This is a genomic window from Lentisphaera marina, assembly GCF_028745505.1.
In the GTDB taxonomy this organism is placed as follows: Bacteria; Verrucomicrobiota; Lentisphaeria; order Lentisphaerales; family Lentisphaeraceae; genus Lentisphaera; species Lentisphaera marina.
This window is the reverse complement of sequence record NZ_JAQZZL010000001.1, coordinates 2,413,849-2,438,140: the sequence shown is the minus strand read 5'-3', so window position 1 is coordinate 2,438,140 and position 24,292 is coordinate 2,413,849. Positions and strand designations below refer to the sequence as shown.

15 protein-coding genes and 2 pseudogenes are annotated in these 24,292 nt (G+C 42.0%); 10 read left to right on the top strand and 7 right to left on the bottom strand.

Features of this window, described 5'->3' with window-relative positions; all coding sequences use genetic code 11:
* The first annotated feature begins 1 nt into the window (after position 1).
* The 5 genes and pseudogenes from PQO01_RS09820 to PQO01_RS09805 all read left to right on the top strand — a co-directional run bounded on the left by PQO01_RS09820 (position 2) and on the right by PQO01_RS09805 (position 6,217).
* Entirely contained in the window at positions 2-2,659 is a 2,658-nt protein-coding gene (locus PQO01_RS09820; protein ID WP_274313835.1) for a TIM-barrel domain-containing protein, read from the top strand.
* A 359-nt stretch (positions 2,660-3,018) separates the two neighbouring features.
* Positions 3,019-4,371, top strand: coding sequence for a glycoside hydrolase family 16 protein (locus PQO01_RS09815; protein WP_274313834.1), 1,353 nt, complete (start codon positions 3,019-3,021; stop codon positions 4,369-4,371).
* Between the two features lie 152 nt (positions 4,372-4,523).
* Positions 4,524-5,906 (top strand): annotated as a pseudogene (locus PQO01_RS09810) (sulfatase); the annotation flags it as partial.
* A 14-nt stretch (positions 5,907-5,920) separates the two neighbouring features.
* Positions 5,921-6,052 (top strand): annotated as a pseudogene (locus tag PQO01_RS21635) (hypothetical protein); the annotation flags it as partial.
* A gap of 6 nt (positions 6,053-6,058) precedes the next feature.
* Positions 6,059-6,217 carry an EF-hand domain-containing protein gene (locus tag PQO01_RS09805; protein ID WP_274313832.1) on the top strand — a complete coding sequence of 53 codons (159 nt, stop codon included), beginning with the start codon at positions 6,059-6,061 and terminating at the stop codon, positions 6,215-6,217.
* 405 nt (positions 6,218-6,622) lie between these two features.
* Here PQO01_RS09805 and PQO01_RS09800 read toward each other — a convergent pair whose 3' ends face one another.
* From PQO01_RS09800 to PQO01_RS09785, 4 genes are all read right to left on the bottom strand, one after another.
* Positions 6,623-8,695, bottom strand: a complete 2,073-nt coding sequence (locus tag PQO01_RS09800; RefSeq protein ID WP_274313831.1) for a sulfatase-like hydrolase/transferase — start codon at positions 8,693-8,695, stop codon at positions 6,623-6,625.
* Positions 8,696-8,971: 276 nt separating this feature from the next.
* Positions 8,972-10,585 carry a prenyltransferase/squalene oxidase repeat-containing protein gene (locus PQO01_RS09795; protein WP_274313830.1) on the bottom strand — a complete coding sequence of 538 codons (1,614 nt, stop codon included), beginning with the start codon at positions 10,583-10,585 and terminating at the stop codon, positions 8,972-8,974.
* Positions 10,586-10,680: 95 nt separating this feature from the next.
* Positions 10,681-12,255, bottom strand: a complete 1,575-nt coding sequence (locus PQO01_RS09790) for a prenyltransferase/squalene oxidase repeat-containing protein (RefSeq protein ID WP_274313829.1) — start codon at positions 12,253-12,255, stop codon at positions 10,681-10,683.
* 293 nt (positions 12,256-12,548) lie between these two features.
* The gene (locus tag PQO01_RS09785) at positions 12,549-14,162 is read right to left on the bottom strand and encodes an arylsulfatase (protein WP_274313828.1); all 1,614 of its coding nucleotides are present in this window, start codon (positions 14,160-14,162) and stop codon (positions 12,549-12,551) included.
* A gap of 326 nt (positions 14,163-14,488) precedes the next feature.
* Here PQO01_RS09785 and PQO01_RS09780 point away from each other — a divergent pair, with 326 nt between their 5' ends.
* The 4 genes from PQO01_RS09780 to PQO01_RS09765 are packed head-to-tail and all read left to right on the top strand — an operon-like array spanning position 14,489 to position 18,703.
* Positions 14,489-15,880 carry a sulfatase-like hydrolase/transferase gene (locus PQO01_RS09780; RefSeq protein ID WP_274313827.1) on the top strand — a complete coding sequence of 464 codons (1,392 nt, stop codon included), beginning with the start codon at positions 14,489-14,491 and terminating at the stop codon, positions 15,878-15,880.
* Positions 15,881-15,899: 19 nt separating this feature from the next.
* Complete coding sequence (locus PQO01_RS09775) at positions 15,900-16,193, top strand: sulfatase-like hydrolase/transferase (RefSeq protein ID WP_274313826.1); 294 nt, start codon at positions 15,900-15,902, stop codon at positions 16,191-16,193.
* A complete protein-coding gene (locus PQO01_RS09770) occupies positions 16,084-17,286 on the top strand; it encodes a sulfatase-like hydrolase/transferase (RefSeq protein WP_274314070.1) in 1,203 nt (400 codons plus the stop codon). The genes PQO01_RS09775 and PQO01_RS09770 overlap by 110 nt, the downstream gene beginning before the upstream one ends.
* On the top strand, positions 17,276-18,703 hold the full coding sequence (locus tag PQO01_RS09765) for a sulfatase family protein (RefSeq protein ID WP_274313825.1): 1,428 nt from the start codon (positions 17,276-17,278) through the stop codon (positions 18,701-18,703). The genes PQO01_RS09770 and PQO01_RS09765 overlap by 11 nt, the downstream gene beginning before the upstream one ends.
* A 257-nt stretch (positions 18,704-18,960) precedes the next feature.
* On the opposite strand, the gene PQO01_RS09760 is transcribed toward PQO01_RS09765, so the two are convergent.
* The gene (locus tag PQO01_RS09760; protein ID WP_274311999.1) at positions 18,961-20,280 is read right to left on the bottom strand and encodes an IS1380 family transposase; all 1,320 of its coding nucleotides are present in this window, start codon (positions 20,278-20,280) and stop codon (positions 18,961-18,963) included.
* A gap of 112 nt (positions 20,281-20,392) precedes the next feature.
* On the opposite strand from PQO01_RS09760, the gene PQO01_RS09755 reads away from it, so the two are divergent.
* A complete protein-coding gene (locus tag PQO01_RS09755; protein ID WP_274313824.1) occupies positions 20,393-21,799 on the top strand; it encodes a sulfatase in 1,407 nt (468 codons plus the stop codon).
* A 465-nt stretch (positions 21,800-22,264) separates the two neighbouring features.
* On the opposite strand, the gene PQO01_RS09750 is transcribed toward PQO01_RS09755, so the two are convergent.
* Together PQO01_RS09750 and PQO01_RS09745 are read right to left on the bottom strand one after the other, a co-directional pair.
* Positions 22,265-23,008: a sulfatase family protein gene (locus tag PQO01_RS09750; protein ID WP_274313823.1), complete on the bottom strand. Its 744-nt coding sequence runs from the start codon at positions 23,006-23,008 to the stop codon at positions 22,265-22,267.
* Between the two features lie 121 nt (positions 23,009-23,129).
* Positions 23,130-24,227, bottom strand: a complete 1,098-nt coding sequence (locus PQO01_RS09745; protein ID WP_274313822.1) for a sulfatase family protein — start codon at positions 24,225-24,227, stop codon at positions 23,130-23,132.
* Positions 24,228-24,292 lie beyond the last annotated feature (65 nt).

The window sequence follows — 24,292 nt, the reverse complement described above, 5'->3', positions numbered from 1 at the left end:
CATGAAATTATATACTGTAAAATTCATAGTTTTTCTTTTTGTATTAATTTCTTCATCTTTGGCGAAACCAATCTCGAATATTGAAGTCATTAAATCTTCGGGTGATTACAAGGAGTATGATAAAAACCAGGCTATCGATGGTGTTGTGACTGATGCTTCTCGCTGGATCGGTACAAAAGATAGCTCTGGTAAAATTTGGCTAGAATTAAAATTAGATGAAAAGATTAAGCTTAAATCTTTTGCTCTTTACTCAGGTTTCGAAAGGCGAAGTTTCGTCGAAAATTTTCATTTGGAGTTTAAAAATGACTTAGGTAATTGGCAAAAGATCGACTCAAGCGTAGTTGTTAACAATAAATCAACTAAGTGTGTAGTGAGTTTAGATAAAGCTGTGGAAACTACAGCTTTAAAACTTGTAGTGACAAAGACTCCAGATGATTTGGCCCGTGTAAGAGAAGTTGTTTTTTATACGGATCTATCATCGAGCTTGAAAGAAAATTCCAATTCTACGACAAAATCGACAAATTTAGATTTTGATGTATATCCAGAAGTCATTACTAGAAAACTTGGAACAACCACAGTTAAAATAGATCCCAAGGGCTTTCGCTTTAGTTTTATCGATCAAGATGGAAAAGTCATTGCACCCGCCAACGAATCAGCAGGTCTAAAGATTGATAATCATGTAGTTTTTCTAAGTAAGGTCAACTCAGATGGGTCCTACGATGTTATCACCAAGCACGGTAAAAAAGCCGTGGTAACCCTAGAATATAACAAGGGTAAAATTAGCTTTAAATTAAAGTCAGATAGAGCCTTAGGTCAAACGTCCTTAGCCTTGGGTAGTTTGCCAGTCGCTTATGGTTTGGGTGATGCTGGAGGATGGAATTCAGACTTAAACTTAATTGGTTCTAGTAATAAAACGCACACCCTTAGAGTTACACCAGGAGGAAGCCGTTGGGCGAGCTCTTTTGTGGTTTTCCCCTTAAATAATCTAGCTGGAGTTGTGCATAAAGGTGAACCTATCAAAGTCACTTTAGGGCCAAAGATCTACTCCATGAATATCAGTGCAGGTAAAGAGGATTCTTTCCATTATTTTGTTGGAGATATGAAGGATATCTATAAAAATTATCGTAGCCATTTGGATCTACACAATTACCCCAAAATCAAACCTAAGTTTCGCTGGTTTGAGCTGGGTTGGGAGTCGTGGGCCGCACTTGGTTATCAAACCAATGCAGAAACAGTTTTAAAATCAGTTCAGCAATTTCAAAAAGATGGCTACCGCGTGCGTTGGGCGATTACGGGTTCTGGCTTTTGGGATGAAGGTGGAACCACCACAAGCTTTGGACGATTTGGAAAAAAATTCCCAGATCCTAAAGGTTTTAAAAAGGCTTTGAATGATGCAGATGTGAAATGGATGATTGGCCTACGCACTAACTTTGTCCTTCCGGGCGGGCCTCATATTCCTAAATCAAGCAAGCGAGATCACAATTTGAAGGGGGACATGTTTTACGGTAACCCCATCTCAAAAGAGGGTTTGGAAAAAGGCTATTTTGTTATGAAAAAAACAAATGAACCATTGATCTTGACTTCGCCTTATTTCCCCATTGTTCCCTGTTACATACTCGATGGTCGTAAGCCCGAGGCAGTGAAGTGGTATGTGGACCTATATAATAAATGGGGCGTTGATGGTATCAAGGAAGATACCATGATGTCGTTGAATGACAGGTTTATCAATATTTACGATCAGCCTATTGCACAAATTGCCAAGGAGGGGGCTTTAGTTATGGGGCGCTGCGGTAGCTTTAGTTCACCCGGAACTCTTCAACGCATAAATGATACAAAAGTTGATGACGCCAAGAAAAGAATTCCCATAAATTATTTACAGTATGCAGCTTCTGGTGCACCTAATGTTTATTCGGATACAGTGGGCTTTCGCAAAATGAGAAGTTATTCCAAGACAATTATTGCTCAGGCTTGGGTCACATCACTGACAGCAGGCATGGCTGTGGGAGAAAGCCCAAAAAATTGGAGTGAAAAACAGCAGGCCATACTCAAAAGGCCCTTTGATTTTCATTATGAGATTGGACCTCAACTTTATGATGCCGCCATGAAGTCTTATGAGAGTGGTTTTCCTTACACAATGACGCCTCTGTCCTTGGCTTTTCCTGGTGATAAACAAGCAACTGAAATAGAAAATTTTCAATGGATGATTGGAGAATCTTTACTTTGTACTCCACAGCTTAGGAATCCTGGAAAAGAGACTCTCGATATTTATTTACCTGCGGGTGATTGGTATGATTATGATTCGGGTGAGAAATTCTCCGGTCCTCAAATCCTTAAAGATTACCCAATGCCGGTGACAAAAACTCCCTGTTTTGTAGGAGGTGAAGGCATTGTGGTTCTTCGCGATCAGAAAAGTGATCAGTTAAAAGTTAAAGTTTATCCTATGGCAAAAGATGAATTTGTGTTTAATCATCCCGACGGGAAATCAAAAACAGTGATTAGCTTTTCTAGTTCTGTGAAAATGGGCGTTTTTGAAGAAAAATCACAAGCTAAAGTGAGCCACGAAGTTTGTCCCAAAACAAAGGCCATCAGCTTCACCATTGAAGCCGGTAAAAACTACATTTTGAATAAAAAAGCAGCTTATTTTAAGCATAGAATATAAGAGTGGGCACAGAACGATTTTTATGTCAATTCGGCCGATCGGACCTCCGGATCTTGAATGACGTTTATGTTTTTTTTAGTCATTTAAAGCTATGCTACTCAAACCAATGGCGTAAGCAATGGGTTTAATTAACTAAGCTTTCGGTGCATGCTAGAATCATTCGGGACGCTGGCCCTAGTTTAGCCTTACATGAATAAATAACCTCGAAAAAGCAAAGGGTTTTAACTGTTTTTAACTCTCTGCTGTTAAGAAAAAAAACTAGTTCTTCGTGAAGTAAATAAAATTGCGGAGTGAGCAAATATTATGCTAAGGTTAAGTGTACGAGGAAAAAATAGAATGAAGGACTTATGAGAAAAGATATGATCAAAAATTTATCTCTAACATGCCTGCTGAGCTTCTGTGTTATTGGGAATACCAATGCAAAGGGAAAAGTTTCAAAAGAGAAAGCGTATTCTCCCACAAAAAATGCTTACGAGCTGGTTTATCAGGATGAGTTTAACGATAATCAACTTAATACTGCCGATTGGTATTATCGTGATTCCCTCAAGCCACGTTTGGGCGGATATAGTCAAAAGAAAAACGTGTCTGTGACCATAGAAAATGGCATTGGTATACTAAAAATAGACTACACGAAGGAAGACCTTTTTAATGATGGTAAACTCGTTCCAGTTGGCGGGGGTATTATTTCCACTAAAACCTTTGGTTATGGTTACTATGAGACTCGGATTAAGTTCTACGATGAGGAGCGAGGTTTTCATCAATCGTTTTGGAATTACGGACTGGAGAAATGGGGCTCTACTAAAATTGCTTATAACGAAGCTGCACTGAATGATCGTGCTCCCTGGAGTAATAAAGCCATCGAGTTAGACGGGGTCGAGCTAGATTCCGCGTATAATACTGCCTGGGTTAATTGGCATTGGCACATCAAAGGTGTTAAACAAACTAAGAAAGGGAGCAAAGATCAAAGACGTGTCGACTCCTACATCGACACCAAAAAATGGGTCGTAGTGGGCTTTGAGTGGTTGCCCGATAAAATTATTTACTATATCGATGGGGTTGAACGCTACCGCCACAATTATAATCCGGGTGATTCTCGCTACACACCAAGCGAAATTTGGCTTTCGGGTCTAGGTAATACGGCTGACTTTTTGGGAGGTGAAGGCTTTCCAAAAAAAGGAGCCGCAATGCGGGTCGATTATTTCCGCTTCTACACAAAGCTTTTTGATGCAAATTATACTGGCAATCGCGGTATGGAATCCCAGATAGAAAAAACTTCAATCGTGAGCAGTTGGATTGCGGATGACGGCATCTATAACAATGTGAACTCAGATCAAGTTGATTTGTTTATTGGTGACAGTAAAAATAAGGCATACAAAGGCAAGGCCTTTATGCGTCATGTCGGGAAGACAAAGGCGAACCCAATCACCTCTCGTATGCGCCTGGATCATATTGCCAATGGAACCTATACCTTTTCTGCCTGGGCCAAGTACTCGGGGGGTATGAATGAATGCCGGATGCACGTCTGGTCACACGGTAGCACGCCCATATCAAAGGATATCCCGGCTTCATCAAAGTGGATTCAAATCAAAATCTCAAATATCCAGGTGAGTTCTAATGAGATTGATCTGGGCTTCACGACGCAAGGTCCCGATGGGGAATGGCTGTATTTGGACGAAGTGAAGTTTTACCCGCAAACGAACACCAAAAAATGAAGATAAAAACAATTTAATTTTAATCAGCATCGAGATGATTGAACTTTAACTTTATAAGCATGGCTTTCTGCCTCATTGAACGAGAATAACACGGCGCTTTCCTGATAGGAGATATTCAAAGGCTGGGCAAAATATAGGACTAATCGAAATAGATGAAAAATATGAATAAAATTTTAAAGATTGCCGTTACTGTGGCTTTTTCAGCTTTAATTCAGGCCCAAGAGCGCCCGAATATACTGTTCTTTGCCTTTGATGATCTGCGCCCCTTAATCAAAGCTTATGGCGAGCCCGAACCGATTACACCGAATCTTGATGCATTAATAAAAGACGGAGTAAGGTTTGACCGCAACTATGTGGCCTATCCGCTGTGTAACCCATCGCGGGGTACAATGCTGACGGGTATCCGCTTTGATAATCGTCCGCTCTCGGGAAAGGGTTCGAAGGCGCTGACGCAAACTGAGATGGTTGCCATGCAGAAGACCTGGCCGCGTGTTTTGCGCGAGGCTGGCTACTGGACGGCGTCACGCGGCAAAATTTATCATAGTGAGATTCCCAAAGGGGATAAATCCGCATGGGATATAGCAGGAAGAAAGAAGAGTGCCGACGAAAAGAAGATCGCAGCCGCCGTCCTGGAATCAGGCGGGAATAAAGAAAGCGTTGAAAAGTATCTTAAAAGTGGCAAAGGTGCCGCGGCATTAGCTTATTTCATGATCGACGGTCCTGATAATCTGTTGAACGACGGGCAGATCTGCGACGATGTTATTTCATACCTCAAGAAGGAACGGGACCCTAAGAAGCCTTTTGCGATTGGCTGTGGTTTTCTGCGCCCGCATATGCCATGGGCTGCGCCGAAAAAGTACTTTGACATGTACCCCGAAGATGCAGGTAAATTGGCCTACATCCCGGAAGGTGTGGAGAAGAAGGTGAAACCGGAAGACGTATTTAAAAAGGTCGGTGATGCCTGGAATGAAGGTGTTGACGATAAGACTGCGCAGCAACTGATACGCGGCTATATGGCCAGCACGACTTACGCTGACGCTCAAATGGGTAAGGTCATCAAGGCTCTCAAGGAGGAAGGACTTTACGATAACACTATTATCGTGGTCTGGGGTGACCATGGCTACCACCTGACGGATCACGGTCTCTGGCGCAAAAATACGGAATATAATATCTCCACGCGCTCACCACTGATTATACGAGTTCCAGGTGGAATGTCAGGGGAAACCGTGAGCTCCGTGGTTAGTAATATCGACCTGTATCCAACACTATTGGAATTGGCTGGCGTGGCAAAACCGAATGACGTCACGCTCCATGGGAAGAGTCTTGTGCCGCTCTTGCAGGATCCCAATGCAGCATGGGAAAATATCGTCTATACCTGCGCAAAACAGCGCTACGGTCTGGTCACTGAGCAATACCGTTTTACGGTTTCCGATAATGGGCCTTCATTATACGATTTGAAGAAGGATCCACATGAGTGGAATAATCTGGGTAGCGATCCGAATTATGCATCTATGGTCAAAGAATTTAGTGAAAAGCTTAAAACCGTGATCTGGAATTCTCCCACGGGTGCTCCTGTAAAACAAGTACGAAAGAAGCGCCCCAAAAAGCAGCTCAAAAAACTTCTAAGAAGAAATCCGAGAAAGGAAAAAGCTGGTTTACGTCGCTCGATAAGGATAAGGATGGTTCTGTGACCGAAGAAGAATGGCTCAATCATTCTCAGGCTAAGGCAAAAAAGAAGAATACGCCATACAACGAAGCCCAAGTAAAGAAGACTTTTAAGGGAATAGATAAAGATTCCAATGGTCTTATTTCACCCGAAGAACTGAGCAATATCATAAAGAAATAATGCAAAAGGATTTTTGTGTTTTTCGGTGCTTTTTAGTGGTAGATAGATAATTATTTTAAGTAGGTGGAATGAGGAAACAACACGGGAAAGTTTTATTTGAGCTTTGGATAGGTGCTATTGCACCGTTATAAAATAGCGTACACCGTGAGGTGTAGAGGGTTAAAATCTATGTAGGGCCCAGGGTCCGAAATAATATGGCGGACTCACATCCGCGAGCCCTTACTATATTTCATCGTTTTGTACGTGTGGCTCATGCCACACTCTACTCACTGCCGGCCTTCTAGCCCTAGGACTGAAGAGACTGCATGTGTAGAGCGGGGTTAGCTCGCGAAACGAGTTTAAATAAAAGTAGAGGGTCGAAGGTCCGGTATATAAAAGCCTGGGGTGCAGCTCTACGAAATGAATCTAATCATCAAAATGCTTGATACGGATGTCTTTGAACTGCACAGTCATCTTGGCTTTGGCGTGAAGTTGTAAGGCCAGGATACCTTCCTGTGAGCGAGCTTGGGTATCTTCATCGTGGACATCGACAATGAGCTGATCGTTAATCCAGTGCTGATGATGATTGCCCTTGACGACAATGCGATATTCATGCCATTGCCCGGCAGGGAAGGTTTTTTTAGGTAGTTCATTCAGGACTTGGATTTGAGCATGACTTTTCAGAATGGCTTTAGCACCTGCCTTAACGAGGATGCGACGTCCTCGCTCTTCGTAAAACATGCCATTATAATCTATGTTGTCGGGTACTATATCACATTGATAACCCGAAACTGAGTAGAGTCCTAGGTCGGGACGTGATTGAGAGCGGTATTGAATGCCACTATTGCCGCCAGCAGTGATTTTTACTTTGAGCTTCAAGTCAAAGTTTTGAATAGTATTTCCCTTCCAGCTGAGGAAGGTGTTTTGTTTTAGCGAGCCATCGTGCTGACCGGTGATGATGCCATTTTTCAATTTCCAGTACTTGCTATCTCCAGCCCAATTGCGCATTTTTTTGTGGCTTATGAGAGAGACAAAGCCTTCCTCGTCGGGTGCGTGTGAAACATAAGCTGCAGCTTTTGGAAAGGGGCTAGTAGAGTCCTCTACGGCTTCTTTTAGCGGCTTAAATTGACCGCCATAGGCTTTGATCTTTTGATCAGCTCGCAGGCGCATGTCTTCCAGGATCTCTTTGTATTCAGGATTGTTAGCCAGGTTGACGAGTTCATTAGGGTCATTCTTTAGGCTGTGGAGAAACTCATAATTGCCATGATCGAAGTAACGAACATATTTATATTCAGCATTGCGAATACCTTCAAAAGCCGGGTTGACGGACCTCCCTGAAAAGAATTCGTGAAAGCTCTCCGTTCGCCAATCTTTACTAGTTCCAGTGTTAACTAAACCCTGCAGGCTTCGACCTTGATAACGCTCTGGAATATCAACTCCAGCCCAGTCGAGAAAAGTTGCAGGTAGGTCGAGGTTGAGAGCAATAGAATCCACAACTTGGCCTCTTTTACTTTTTGGAAGACGGGGGTCCATAATAATGAGAGGGACCCGCAGTGATTCTTCGTAATGGGACCACTTACCGGCAAAGCCTCTATTGCCTAGGTAAAAACCATTATCAGCTGAATATACAATTATGGTGTTATCCGCCAAACCTTTATCTTCTAGTGCTTGCAAAAAGCGGCCAATGGCCTGGTCAATGCCGGTCACCATGCGGTAGTAGGCTCTCATGTTAGTCTGATATTTCTGTTCCGTGTTCCAGCGCCAGTAATAACGTTCACGCCCTAAGCCTGTTTTGAAAAAGCGGGGATGATTTTTGAAAATAGCCGGTTCGCTGAGTGGCGGTCGATCAAAAACCACGTCCTCGTACATGCCATCCACAGATCTCGGCCAGGGAAAATGACCAATGCCCGGTCGACGATCTGTGTCCTCTGCATGGCAGGCATTGAACCACAAGTTTAAGGCAAAAGGCTGACCTTCTTTTTGAGAAATGAAATCAATGGCCCGGTCGACGATGAGATCGGTTTCATGACGTAAGCTGCCGTCGGGCATTTTTTTATAAAAGGGATTGCGGCTGATGGCTTCGAAATGATCGAAGTGTGCCTCGCGTTTCCAGCCCTTGGGCATGAGGGCATGCCATTTGCCGATAAAGCCCGTGCGATAGGAATTGGCTCTCAAAATATCGCTGTAGAGAGTTTCTACGGCATCAGGAATAACTTGGCGGGAATTTTCCATGCTTACAAAACTGCGACCCGTGAGCCCCGTTAGAATCGTGGTTCGACTCACCCAGCACATGGACTGACTTACAAAGGCATTATCAAAGCGTACACCTTGAGTGGCTAATTTATCTATGTTGGGACTTTGGGCAATCTTATTACCATAGCAGGCCAGGGCACTGGAAGTCTGATCGTCGGCAAAGAAGAAAACGATATTGGGTTTCTTGTCAGTTGCATTTAACACAGAGCTCAAAAGAAGGAAGAAGAGGAGGCTGAATTTCGGCATTTTAAAAGGCTTTTATTATCTTAATTGTCGTGGTTTTTAAATTACTTACAGAAGCGAAGAAATAAACCATGGTTTATGTACATGGTAAACACCATTATAATTATTGTTTGAATGAGGTGATAGACCTGTAAATTAAACGGCTTTGTTCATTTTTCCACGGAACCTTGAACGCTTTTCTTTACAGGTTTACCTAAAACTGGAACTAGGTAAATAGATGTTAGGATTCAGGACTTAAGTATCAGGCATTTTTCTACTTTTTCATAGTCGAGAAGTGTTTTAAAAAATATCGATAACTTCTTCACCTTTTGCGGCTTCTGTTTGTTTTTCACTGGGCTTATCACCACCTGATTTTTTGATGACAGATGACGGTAGGTAGCGGTAATAAACGGTAAGCTGTAATGCACATAAGGTGGTTGAATAAACTTTATTATCGATATCTACCATGCTATTACGATCTGTTTCAATTCCTTTTTTTGCTGGACTCAGCCAATAGCCGTCAGGGTGTTGATTGTCTACCAGTTGTTTTTGAAAAACCTTGTTCCATTTATTCCAGTCACTGCCGCCACGCTGAAATACCGCCTGAGTCGCATAGTACATCCAATAAAGATAGAAACCTGCCGGCGCACTGTGTGCGCCGTGTTCCTCCCACTTTAAGAGGTTAATATCCTCTTTGACGATTAGGTCTCCAAGTCTACGGCAGGCCGGGTCATCTTGAGCCCCAAGAAGCTGCATACAGAGTACACCAACAGCACGCATGGAAGGGTCGCGTTTGCCTTTGCTTTGTAAGCGATAATAAAATCCTGTAGCCGTTGCGTGTTTTTTCATGTGGGCAAGAGATTTTTCTATTGCTCCGGAAAGCTCCGGTACATCACAGCCGGCAACTTTAGCAGCCTTCATAGATTGCCAGTTCCAGCAAGCATTTGAGAAATTTGAGTCACCAGTCTTTTTATAGTCATACATGTAAGCACCATTCTCGTGCTGGTTTTGACAGATGAACCGAATGGTGTTATTCATTGGCGTTTTTAAACTGTAATTAGCTGTCATGGCATAGGCTTCTGATAATGCATAAGCAACTAGTGCATGCTCATAAACGTTTCGTATCCCAGCATTACCTAGGGGGAAACTACTGCTTGAATTCCCCCATTGTGCGAGATTCGCAATCCCTTTGGAAACGACTTTCCCGTATTTTTTTGATTTTCCTGTTTCACCATGTGCTAAATAAGTCAAAATAGCTAAGCTCGTCATTGAATGAGGGTGACCCTGACCCCATGTACCATCCGGGTTTTGATTTTTTGCTAGCCAATCCAGCGCTTTTCCAAGCGATTTTTGCGCCACACCAGATCCACCATATTTACGGATGGCATTGGCTTTGGCATTCGGTGAACGAGAAGAGAACATTTTTGCTGAAGTAAGTGGCGAAGTTGAGGGTTTAACATCTGACAAGAGCTCTACATCATCCATGATTTCAGCTGCTGGAGGTTCATCTGTCAAATCGACTTCCGTGGCAATATCTTCAGTAAGATCCACCGTTTCAGTAACTTCAGGGTTAATCGTTTCTGACTCAGTTACGAGTTCCGGTTCGGGTGGCGGCGGAGGCGGAGGTGGTGGCGGAGGTGGTTCTTCAATCACTTCTTCAATTTTCTGGGTGACTTCTACATTGGCACTAGCAGCTTTTGTTTCGCCTTTGAACAACGAAGCAAAAAGAATTAGGAAGACGTGTACACAGGTCGAAATAACTGGTCCAATTAAAGTGTCCTTTAATTTTTGCTTGCGGTATTGCTCCTGGATTTCTTTTAATTCTTCCTGGGTGACAGCTCCAAATTCTTCTTGGCTATCAAGTCCAAGTTCTTCTTGGCTATCAAGTCCAAGTTCTTCTTGTTCTTCACTCATTTTTCACCTAATTATTATTTACGTCACGAATAACCAGTTAAGGATGTATTCAGATACTGAACAGGCTTTTGGCTACTTGCTTATCCAAAGTGTTTTTAAAAAATATCAATGAATTCTTCACCTTTTGCGGCTTCTGTTTGTTTTTTACTGGGCTTATCACCACCAGATTTTTTAATGACAGAAGATGGTAGGTAGCGGTAATAAACCGTTAACATCAAAGCACATTTTGTGGTTGAGTATACTTGATTATCGATTAACTGATTACCACAATGATTTAACTCAAGTGGGGTGGGACTCAACCAGTAGCCATCAGGATGTTGATTATCAATTAATATTTTTTGGAATTTTTTGTTCCATTCATTCCATCCAGATCCTCCGCGTTGAAACAAGACTTGAGTTGTGTAGTACCAAAAATAAAGTGCTATTTCTCCATTATCTCTCCACTCAAGATGCTGGATATCGTGCTTGGCGGCATAATCGCCTACACGTTTCGCTTCTTTACAATTAGGTTCGCCAAGTAATTGCAAACACAAAACGCCTACTCCACGCATTGCTGGCGCGCGTATTCTTGATATATTGGTACGGTAATAAAAACCTGTATCAGTGGCATGTTTTTTAAGATGTGTAATAGCTTTATCAATAGCCACCGGGAGATCTTGTAGATCACAACCAGCTGCTATGGCCGCTTTTAAAGCTTGGAAATTATATGAGGCAGTAGAAAGGTTTGAATGACCATTATTTGCATATGCATAATAAAACCCACCATCAGAATTCTGTTTATCACAGATATATTGAATGGTACGATTAAGGGGGGCAATTAAATCATAATTACCCGTCATAGCGTAGGCTTCGGCAATTGCGTAAGCCACAAGGCCATGGGTATAAGCCGTTCCTTTATCGGGGTTTTCATTATGAATCCCTATGGGGAGTTTACTATCCTTACCCCATTCTGCTAATTTTTTAATACCCTTGCGAACATGGCTTCCATAAGTTTTTGATTTAGGTGTATCTCCATGAGCAAGAAAACTTAGTACCGCAAGTGCAGTCATGGATTCCTTATTCGCAGCTCCCCAACTTCCATCTGGGTTCTGATTCTTTGCCAGCCAATCCAGCGCTTTCCTCAGTGACTGTTGCGCCACACCCGATCCACCGTATTTTCGGATGGCATTGGCTTTGGCATTGGGTGATCGAGAAGAGAACATTTTGGCTGACGTGAGTGGAGACGTTGAGGGCTTAACATCTGACATGAGTTCTACGTCATCCATAATTTCAGCGGCAGGTGGTTCGTCTGTCTCATCGATTTCCGTGGCAATATCTTCCGTCACATCGACTGTCTCGGTTACATCGGGATTAATCGTTTCTGACTCTGTTTCGAGTTCTGGTTCGGGAGGCGGCGGAGGCGGCGGAGGCGGCGGAGGTGGTTCTTCAATCACTTCTTCAATTTTCTGGGTGACTTCTACATTGGCATTTCCAGCTTTGGTTTCACCCTTAAAAAGCGAGGCTAGAAGAATTAGGAAGACGTGTACACAGGTCGAAATAACTGGTCCAATTAAATTGTCCTTTAATTTTCGCTTACGGTATTGCTCCTGGATTTCTTTTAATTCTTCCTGGGTGATAGCCCCAAATTCTTCTGGGCTATCAAGTCCAAGTCCTTCTTGTTCTTCACTCATTTATTTCTTAACCTAAAAATCTCTTATATTCTTTTATTGTATAAAGTCTGTAAAATATTACAGAATTCTTCAGTTTTTTTTTAACACGGATTCTTCTTATATTTTTTTCGTTCTTTTTTACACTAAATTTTGTTTTAATTTGCCTATTTTGCTCATTTTATAATTTCACTAAAGTTCACACCGATGAGTTTTTGTTTCTCATTGGGTGTTATAAGCCTATGAATTATCGCAAGTTAGAGATCAGAGCATCTGTTTCAGTATGCTAGGCTATGATGTAAGAAAGGCCTTTTTTCTTAAAGGCTAAGTGGGGGAACTTCTTTGCCCCAACGCGGAGTCTGCTCGTCCTTCTTGGATTCACCAGCTTTACCCTTTTTTGTGGTCTTGGACATGATGCCCCAGGGGACAGATTTTTCTTTTCTTGGAGTACGGTATTGTTCTTTTGCCATATCGACTTTTTCTGCATACTCATACCAGGCATCACTCATTGAGCTAAGGCGTTCTGTTTGTACAGAAGCGAGATCATTTTTCTCTGTTGGATCATTAGTAAGATCATAAAGTTCCCAAGGGCCACTACGGTAAGAAACTAATTTGTAGCGTCCATCATACCAGGCATAGCTGTCGGAATAATTGTAGTAAATTGGTTTAGTTCGTTTCATAGTCTCGCCTTTAAAAGTTGAGACCAAAGATTGTCCTACGGGGTCAGGGATTTTTTTACCTTTAAAGCTTTGAGGCCACGGAACTCCGGCTACTTCCAAAAGGGTTGGAGCTATGTCAATGAGGTGGCTTGGTGTGGCGTTCCATTTTTGAGCTTTAATGCCATTTGGCCAATGAACTATTCCCGGCGTAGAAACGCCACCGCGATGCATGTTTTGCTTGTACCATTTAAAAGGTGTATTGCATACAGCCCCCCATTCAACACCAGTACGCATACTTGTTTTAGGTAACCAGGGTAGGATGGTCGTACCAGCTGAACGCTCAAATGGACTAGCTCCGTTATCAGATACAAAAATAAATAGTGTATTATCCCATTGTTTTTGTTCTTTTAGAAATTTGACAAAACGACCAATATTCTGATCCAATGAATCAATCATGGCCGCATAAATGGCCATGCGATAGTCTTCCCTGGACTTTTCATTTTCTGTTAGTTCATCCCATTGGCGTTGATTATCAGTCCACTCTGCGAGCTCAATAGTTTCATCGAAAAGCCCAAGTTCTTTTTGTCGTTTTAGACGATCTTGGCGGAACTTATGCCAACCGGCCATATAACGCCCCCTGTATTTACGAACTAATTTCTCCGGTGCGCATAGAGGGGCATGTGGAGCATTGTAGGCCATGTACATGAGAAAGGGACGCTTGTCTCCGGCTTCTTCCCATTCGCGCACAAAATTAATGGCGTGATCAGTGTTGGCGTCCGTTAAATAGAATTCATCTGTGGTTTTTCCAAATTTGTTAAATTTCTTCCCATTGAGAAGGAAGGTCTGATTGCCGACAATGTAGGGGCTGGCACCACTTAGGTGACCAAAATATTTCTCAAAGCCAAAATCGTGAGGGGTTTTAGATAAATGCCATTTTCCCACCATAGCAGTAGCGTAGCCAGATTTATTGAGGATTTCCGGGAAAGGTGCCGCTTTACTCAAGCTGATGTTTCCGGCCTGGTGACAGTGTAGTCCGGTAAGTAATGAAACTCGGGAAGAATGACATTTTGCGGTATTAGACATGTCGCTAAAACGCATGCCATTTTTAGCAATGCTATCTAAAACAGGTGTTTCTATTTCCCCGCCATAACAGCCAATATCTGAGAAACCTAAATCATCCGCCATTACGATAAGGATATTTGGCCTATCTTCTGAATAAAGGCTTGATGTCAGTATCAAGCCCAATAGGATTTTTGATAAAATTGATTTCATAAAAAGTATGTCCTTTTTTAAAAACTCGGAGAAGTTAAAAAATTTCTTTACAGTCTTTTGATTTTCTATAAATTTTATTGACAAATTCATTATGTTTATACGGATTGTTCGACTGATTGGGACAGTTTATTAGAGAAAATAATGAGTTTTATTTATCAATAGATCATTAAGTAATGATGAGAACTAAGAACTAAGACCTCATGATGACTAGCGCGCTATTTTTGGAACTAGGAGTCATTTTCTTATAGAAATAATCTTTTATATTATAGAAACAGTAGTTTTGTCATATAAAATTATTTTCATATATAAATTAAATTGGATAGTGTATGAAATTTTTACTCACCGCATTCTTGTGTTTCCTTTGTGTTGTTAAAGCTGAGGATCGTCCGAACATAGTCATGATATTTATTGATGACATGGGGTGGTCTGACTTTTCCTGTTTTGGTAACAGTGATGCGCAGACTAAAAATATCGATACTCTAGCAGCTGAGGGTATTTGCTTTGAGCAGTTTTATGTAAATTCCCCCATCTGTTCTCCATCACGTGTCGCCATTTCAACGGGTCAATACCCCCAGCGCTGGAAAATTAATTCCTACTTAGCACGCCGTGAAGTCAATAAAAAACGTGGCATGGCCAACTGGCTTGACCCCAAAGCTCCCATGCTGGCGAGAAGTCTAAAACAAGCGGGTTATGCTACCGGACATTTTGGAAAATGGCATATGGGGGGGCAGCGTAACGTTGGTGATGCACCATTGATTACTGAGTACGGCTTTGATGAATCACTAACGAACTTTGAAGGACTGGGTCCACGTCTATTACCATTGGTACGCACTCCACAAAAACCGCAATTTCGCAAAATATGGCAGGATTCAGAGAAATTGGGACGTGGCGAAATTTTTTGGACGGATCGTGCCAAGATTACAGATGAGTTCACTAAGGCCTCGATCAAATTTATTCAAAAAGCCCAGGCTGATAATAAGCCCTTCTACATAAACCTTTGGCCTGATGATGTTCATTCACCCTTTTATCCCACGCTTGAAGGCTGGCACCGTGGAGCGGATAAACGCAGTCTTTATCTGAGTGTTTTAGAAGAAATGGATAGCCAATTTGCGCAGCTATTTGATTTTATTAAGGCTGATCCAAAACTTAAAAATAATACTCTGATTCTTATTTGTTCAGATAATGGTCCGGAGAAAGACGCAGGTCAGGCGGCCAATTTGAAAGGGTATAAGACTCATCTTTATGAAGGTGGCATTCGCTCATCTTTAATTGCCTGGGGACCGGGCATACTGGCTGAAGACAAGCAAGGAACGCGAAATAAACAGTCGGTTTTTTTTGCCATCGATATAGTGCCCTCAATACTCAAACTGGCAGGAGTGAACTCGCAAGAAAATTATGATGGTGAAGACATGGCGGACACTTTAATTGGTCATTCTATGGCATCCAGAAAGGCCCCAATCTACTACGATAGGCCACCCGACAGGAAGTCTTATTATGGCTTTCAAAATCTACCTGACCTTGCCATGCGTGATGGCGATTGGAAACTGCTTTGTAATTACGATGGATCAAATCCACAGCTTTATAATATCACCAATGATGCGGGCGAGCAAAATAATCTATCTGATGATCATCCTGAACTTACCCAAAAGATGATTGCGCGTTTAAAAGCTTGGAAAAGCACACTTCCTCAAATAAGGATAAAGAAGGAAGTCCAATGAATGGAGAAAAGAAGGCAAAATGAAAAAGCTGCTAATAACAATCTTATTGCTCCCCTTTGTTTCCCTAGCTCAGGATAAACCAAACATATTGCTCATTATTGCTGATGATTTGGGTTATAACGATGTTTCATTTACCGCTGGTAGCAATGCTATTATCAAAACTCCTGCAATTGATCGTATTGCCTTTGAAGGAGTTAAACTTAATAATTTTTTATGTATGTCCAGTATGTTCTCCCACAAGAGTTGGCACCTTAAGTGGCCGTTGGCCTCATACTTTAGGTCTGATGCGATCCGTCATTCCACCGTGGCGTAAGCGGGGGCTAGATTCTGAACTGATGACATTGCCAAAAGTTTTAGGAGAAAACGGCTACAAACGCAGAGCAATTATTGGTAAGTGGCACTTGGGGCATTCCCAAGAATCTCACCTGCCATTGAATCAGGGCTTCACGCATTTTTATGGTCACTTAAATGGTGCGATTGATTACTTTACTCATGAGCGGGAAGGAGAAAATGATTGGCATAGAAATAATGACCCCGTGTTTGAAGAAGGTTACGCTACTGACCTATTAGCCAAGGAAACCGTTAAGTATATTGAAGAATCACACAAGCAGGGCGAGCCCTTTTTTGTCTATCTTGCTTTAAATGCGCCACATTCTCCGTTTCAGGCTAAACAAGAAGACATAGATAAATTCCCAAACCTAAAAGGGAACAAACGAATCTATGCAGCCATGGTAAAATCGATGGACGATGGCATAGAAACAATCCTCGACAAACTCCAAGAGCTGAATATTGCTGACAATACCTTTGTGTTGTTTTACTCAGATAATGGAGGGGTCAATAAAGTCAGGTCTGCAACTGAAATTCGCGATGGGAAGTTCTCTGTTTATGAAGGTGGCATTCGAGTATGTGCTGCTGCTCGCTGGCCGGCAGGGGGTATAAGTGATGGCAAAGAAATTAATAGTGTGCCTATTGGCTACATAGATGTTCTTCCGACAATTTGTAAGGTCATAGGCATAGATCTGAATAAAGCAAAATATGCTATTGATGGAGAAAATATCTTGCCAGTTCTCCAAGGTAAATCGCAAGGACATGAACGGGCTTGGTTTAGCTATATTCATCAGAGTCCTCACAAAGAACACTACTCACTTATTGATGGAGATTTTAAGTTAGTTAAACTGATTAGTCATAAGGGAAATCAATCAACAAAGATTTTGGAACTGTATAATCTCAAAGACTCTCCGAGTGAAGAAATTAACTTAACGGGGAAGTATCCCGAGAAAGTTAAGTTCATGCTTAAAAAGCTTGAAGAATTTAAAGATAGACAAAAAAATCCCATTGACCATTGCGCTTATGGTCGCGATGGCTTTAAGTCACCTAAAAACTGGATTATAAAAGATGAAAAATGAGAACATTATGAAAGCTTTAACCTTATTGATTTTTTGTTTGATATTCACGATAAAAGCAGAAAAACAAACAAATTTTTTAATAATATTAGCCGATGATTGCACCTACAACGACCTGCCAATTTATGGTGGTGCCAATGCTCTAACTCCAAATATTGATTCTCTTGCTAAAGAGGGTTTAACTTTTAATCAGGCTTATGTAGCAGAAGCGATGTGCGCCCCTAGTCGATCGGAGCTTTATAGTGGCCTATACCCATTTAATAATGGAGCTGCCTGGAATCACTCCAGTGCATACAAAGGTCTAACAACTATGCCGCAGGATTTAGGAGCTTTGGGGTATCGAGTAGGACTTGCTGGAAAAGTTCACGTTAAACCTAAGAGTGTTTTCCCGTTCACAGTGATAGAAGGCTTTGATAAATCCTGCGTAAGAAACCCGACACAAAAACATAGTAATCAAGGGATAGAGCAATTTATGAGCAATAAAGACCAGCCTTTCTGCTTGGTTGTTGCTTTGGTCGAACCCCATGTACCTTGGGTTATGGGAGACCGAACTCAGTACCCAGACAAGAAAATTCAACTTCCACCAAATATTGCTGATACTAAGTTAACTCGTGAAGCGTTTAGCCGTTACCTGGCTGAAATTACCTATATGGATGAACAAGTTGGAGATATATTAAAAAGTCTGGAAAGATCAGGACAAAAAGATAATACCCTGGTCATATTCACCTCAGAACAAGGTGCTCAGTTTCCTGGGTGTAAATGGACAAATTTCAACACGGGCCTGCATACAGCTTTCATAAGTTTATGGCCGGGAAAAACTCCAAAAAACAAAAGAACTGATGCACTTATACAATATGCTGATGTGCTTCCTACATTTATGGATATCGCCGGAGCCAAAGATTTTTCAAAGTATGATGGTAAAAGCTTTAAAAATGTACTTACTGGAGAAACAGAAACTCACAGGGAATATGTTTATGGCATACACAATAACACACCTGAAGGGCCACCTTTTCCGATTCGTTCAATCAGTAATGGAAAGTTTCGCTATATTATGAACCTCAAGCATGAAAATCAATTTATTGAAAAACATCTTATGGGTATCAAAGGAACAGGAGAATTGAATAATAAATATTGGGGCTCATGGATTTGGGAGTCTACATACAGCCCTGAGATTTTTAATCTTGTTCAACGATATACTAATCGTCCAAAGGAAGAACTTTATCACACAGAACAGGATGAATTCGAACTGAAAAACCTAGCTGACAATCCTGAATATTCCTCTATTAAAGTTGGTCTAAAAAAAGAATTGGAAAAATGGCTTCAAGAGAGTGGCGATCCAGGAGCATTGCTTGATACAAATGAGGCATATCAAGCTGCGAAAAAGGGTGAACATATTTACAAACCTAAGAATTTAAATTAATGAATAAGTCAATTGTCATATTATTTCCTGAATCCGTGATCAGGTTTTGAGATTCATGAGATAATGGTTTGGTCGAGTAATTCTTAGATCGTTTTTATCCCAGATTGTGAGATGTCCTTATTTCTTAAGCCTATCGCTCGTGATCAGGTGTCTAAGGATAGTAAATATAGCAATTTCTAAGGCAATTCACCCAACTTGGACAGAGTAAAGCACAAAACTCAATAAAAGAGCTTTGCAATAAACTTCTTATTAGTGGATTAAAGGCTAAATGATATTTTTTGATACAGCTTAAACCAAGGGCTATGTCGACCAAACTTGAGAGTTTCATCTCCTGCGTGCTTTACGTGTTTACAAGCGGTTAAAATCAAGTCACGTATCACGCACCGTAGGCGGCGTCGTTGGGCTTTGATTTTAATTGGAGCCAAAGATTTATTATGGATAAGGTGATTACCAATGACTCTGAGCACATTAAAAGCGAGCATAGCGCAGTGCAAAAAGAATTGATTCGCTTTAAATTTCCCTGAGGGTAAACGCTCTACATTCATATCGCTCTTCAATTCGCTATGGAACTGCTCACTGGTTCCATGATCGTGATAAAGTTCGATCACATCCTCGGCTTCTAAAGGTAAATTCGTCCAATAGGTCTCCACTTCGATTTCTGGCATCAAAAGTCGATTGCCATCTTGATCTTCGAGTCGTTCCGTAACTTTAAAAATAACAGGAACCACTTTATGTTCTTCATTGTTTCCAGGATGTTTGTGATGGAGTTCACCGACAAAGACACTCTTACCATCTCGAGATTTAAGCTGTCGCCCTAAACGCCGTGCGTTGGATAGCCACTGTTCTTTAGATTCCTTTCTAAGGTTCCGTTTAATCAGAAAATATTGATCATCAGGAAGGTGTCCGAAATTAACCTCAGCATCGTGAGCGGAATCTAAACGAAGTAGTACGGGGTGCTTAAGCTTTAATTTTTTGATCATAGTAAAGCTGTCATCTAAGAACTCTGGCATCCCTTTTTGTGCATGCTGTGAACCTGGACGCAGCTCATTATTTAGCATAAAGCCCTCAGTTCCAAGGTAGGCAAACATGGGAGAAAATCCGTCATGATTTTTATATGTCCAACTCACATTTTCTTTATGGCTACCGGAGTTATCCATGGGTGATACATCCATATCGAGTGGAATAAAATTCATCCCCCCTTTTGATATATTACCTATACACTGTTTTTTGAGCAGGTTTGTATTCGCTGATTTTAAATGCACTTCATGCTCAGAAGACATGATTTCTAGTCGTTGACGCAAACGTTCCTCGGATGGAACTTTGTTTAATCCAAGTGATTTCATAAAGACTTCGTTTTCACGAAACTGACTAATATCTGTGAAGCGTTCACGCCCCTGAATCAGTAACCCCACCTGTGATTTGAAAATATCTAGATCTTGAAAGATATGATTGGCCTTGTGATCTGTATTGAACTCATCGTCAATTTCACTTTGTTGAAGGACTTGGCCACCTAAAAATATTCCGCCAATACTGTGAAGGGAATCATTGCCTGTGTCGAGTTTAAATGCTTTATTCATGAGAAAACCTGTTGGGTGATTTTGGTGTCGTAACTTAAATTACTATAAACCAACAGGTTTTCTTGTTTTTAAGCTGTTTTTTAAGATCAGCTCACGGATTCAGGTATTTCTATTGATCACCACTTTATCGGGTGCTCAAAAACCTAATGTTTTAGTTTTCTTAGTTGATGATCTTAAACCTTCATTTGGAGCCTACGGTGATACTTTTGTGAAGTCCCCCGGACTCGATGATCTCGCCTCACGGGGCATGCGTTTTGACATGGCCTACTGCAATCAGGCTGTATGTGCTCCATCTAGAAATAACCTTATGACCGGAGCGCGCTCAAGTACTTTAGGCATCTACAATCTCGGAACATTTTTTAGAAAGAAAGTTCCCAATGCGATTACTTTACCTCAGTTTTTTAAGCAACATGGCTACATTTCACAAGGTGTAGGTAAAGTCTTTCACATTGGTCATGGCAATGTCAATGATCCGCTTTCCTGGAGTGTACCTTTTCAAAAAGAATCGCCCATAGAGTACCTTCTTGAGGAAAGCAATGGTGGAAAAATGAGTCGTGAGGAAGCTTTGTTTTCAAACAAGCCTCAAAAAGGTCTTTTGCCGGGGGCAGCCTGGGAAAAAGCTGACGTTCAGGATAATGCCTATGCAGATGGGCGAATAGCTGATGAGGCAATCAAACGACTACAAGAAGCCAAAAAGAGTAAAAAGCCTTTTTTCCTTATGGTTGGTTTCACTAAACCTCATTTACCTTTTTGTGCACCTACAAAATATTGGGACATGTACGATCCAAAGAAGCTTCCTTTAGCAGTAAATAGAAAGCCTCCTAAAGGTGCTCCAACATTTGCTTATAAGCCGGAACTTAAAGGTGAATTGGGGAATTATATGCCAATCAATTCAATGAAAGAAATGGATGAAGAAACCGAAAGGACTCTCATTCATGGGTACTACGCTTCATTGACTTATATGGATGCCCAGTTAGCTAGAGTTATGTCAGCCCTTGATCAATTAAAGTTAAGTGACAATACCATTGTTGTGCTCTGGGGTGATCACGGTTATCACCTGGGACATAATGGTTTTTGGACAAAACACAGTAACTACGAGGAGTCGGCCAGGATACCGCTGATTTTTGTTGACCCTCGAAATATTGCGGCTAAAAGTTCGACGCAGGCAATTATCGAAACAGTCGATATCTATCCCACCTTAGCTGATTTGGCAGCTTTACCCATCCCATCAGGTCCCCACAAGATAGATGGTCAAAGTTTTGCTTCCGTACTAAAAGGAGAGAAAAAGCAGATTAGAAATCATGCTTACCATGTCTATCCAAAAACTTACATGGGGCGAGCTATTAGAACAGATCGTTATCGAATGGTTGAATGGAAAAGTAAGAAAAGCAAAGGTGTGTACTACGAACTTTACGATTACCAAATTGATCCACTGGAGACAGAAAACCTCGCCGATAAGAACCCTGCAGTCCTTCAAGAACTTAAAGCTATACTGGCAGAACACCCCGAAGCAAAATAGTTCTTTATCATATTCTATTTACTTCCTTTTCTTTAATCACAGAAGATTACGGAATGACACGGAAAGGTTTTATCATAATTTAGTAGATCGGACCTATGGCCTTTGGATTAAGGTTAGCAATTGGTCATGCACCTAACGGTGCATGCTGGAATGGGTAGGGCCGCAGGCCCTAAATATTAGATAATAGCGATTATTACTTGAAAAAACTAGGGCTGGAAGCCCGGCCGAATCCAGCGCGGGGTGCAACCCCACGAATAGAATTTAGATAAAAAATCAAGGGCCGTAGGTCCGACCTAATCCAGTGCGGGGTGCAACCCCACGAACACAGGTCCGACCGAATGGGATATCGTTCAAATTATTGCGAATTGCGCAAAGGATTTAATCATCAAAATGCCACGCGCCGCCAATGCATCCAAATTCGGCGTCTGGGGTGACCTTTATACATTTCTTGGTGACGGGGACCAGCTACGCAAGGGAGGTGAGGTGTGTGAAACCAAACAACGGAGAGGAAGGGTTTTTCGTCAGCGACCGCTTGGTCAATAAAGGGAAGAACGCGATCCATAATGACGCGGCTATCATCGCCTTTGAGATTGTCAGTGACTTTCTTGCCCTCGATATCCCAGTAGAAAGCTCCGTATTGTTCTGATTCTTCGCCTTCTTTAAAGATTCTCCTTTATCGAAGTTTTTTGGTTTAATCATGGGGTCGTAAGTGGGTACTTTAGCTTCTGTTACGAAGGCATCCTCGTAACCATGAAGTTTAGGTGGGTTAAATTCTTTTCTGTTGCCGGGTTTGCCACGATTGGAGTCTTTTTCTGTGTGAGTCAGAGTTCCTAAGTGCCATTTACCGAAGTGTCCTGTTGCATAGCCTTGTTCTTTGAGGACTTCGGGGAGGGCGATTTCTTCTGGGCGTAGGAAGCCTTGATTGGCAGTGGGGACGCCTGTACGGTAGGGGTTGCGACCTGTGAGGACACTAGCGCGCGTGGGGGAACAGACACTTGAAGCCGAATAAAAGCGATCGAGTTGGAGGCCTTCTGCGGCCATTTGGTCGAGGTGAGGTGTTTTGATGACTTTACTGCCGTTAAATCCTGTATCGCCCCAGCCGAGGTCATCGGCCATAATGAGGATAACGTTGGGTTTTGCGTTCTCCGCAAAAATGAAAGGAGAGAATAGGGCTACCGTTGCAGCGACAAGTAGGGATTTTGTTTTCATGTAAGGCCTAGTTTTATATTGATTTTCTATTATATGCGTTTTGTAGGTTTAAGCAGGTAGAAGCTTTTTCCCATAGCACTGATTTTTCTTGGCGTGGTATACGGTATTGTTCCTTTCGCTATCAGTCGAGGTTTGTTCCTTCAAGAAGCTTTTCAAGTTGTTTGATCATCGCTTTCTTCTTCTCCGGATGATTATTGTCGGTACTCTCGTAGTAGTCTTCTTTCAGTGCCGCTTTGGGCCGATCCTTACCAATCATATTCGGTAGATGATGGAATGCATACGAATACTCTTCCTGTTTCTTCGAGTCTTGAGCCAGCCTCATAAGCTTACAATCATCAACGAGAAGAGCTATACAGGAGCCGATGGTTTTACCCTTGGTGTCCCGACCCCCTTTCCAGGTGTTGGACCTGTGGTTGAGGGTGCGCAAATTGATATAGGCACGCCCCTTTAACGGTGGCTCCTTGCCCATAAGATAAGGCATGATATCGGTGCCGTCGCTTTTCAGGGAAGCAAGTTCCGTTGACGGATCAACATACTTCAAGGACGTAGGCAGAATGTCACAGAGCGAGACGAGACCATCATAGTAGTCGGGTTTCGATTCGGAGTTCTGCAGGGATTTTGACCACACGATATAGGGTACGCGGATTCCACCGTCAAAGGGCTCGTGCTTGAAGCCGTGCATAGGATAGCTTAGAGACAGGTTTTGTTCGCCACCATTATCGCCGGCAAAGATGATTAGGGTGTTATCGAGCTGTCCAGTTTTCTCCAGTGTTTTGATAATCCTACCAACTCCGCGGTCCACGGCATGGACCATCGCCATAATACGTTCGCGATTATTGTCTTTCCCAGTTTTTCCAATCTTACGTTTCGGGAACAGAGTTTTTAGGTCTTCGGGCTTTGCTTGTATGGGAGCGTGCGGTGCGTTAAAGGGGATGTATACAAAAAAGGGCTTCTTATCCTCAGCGCAGCGCTCAATGAAGTCGACGGAGAGATCGGTTAGAGTGTCTGTAAGATACTCTCCCTCTTTCTTGAACTGAAAGTCGATCTTTTTACTTCCGACCCGGTAAGTAATCGGGGAATTCTTCCTCGGGGTTACTTTTTCGCCGGCTTTGCGGAAATAATTGGTCACTGCTTCGAAGCCAAGAAATTCATCAAAGTCGAGGAATTCCTTATGATAGGGAATCGTGATTTCCTTCTCAACCGGATGGTGATATTTCACCCGACTCTCCCAGCTACTGCCGCAGGGGCAACTCTATTTTCCTATTACCTATAGCCAATTTTATT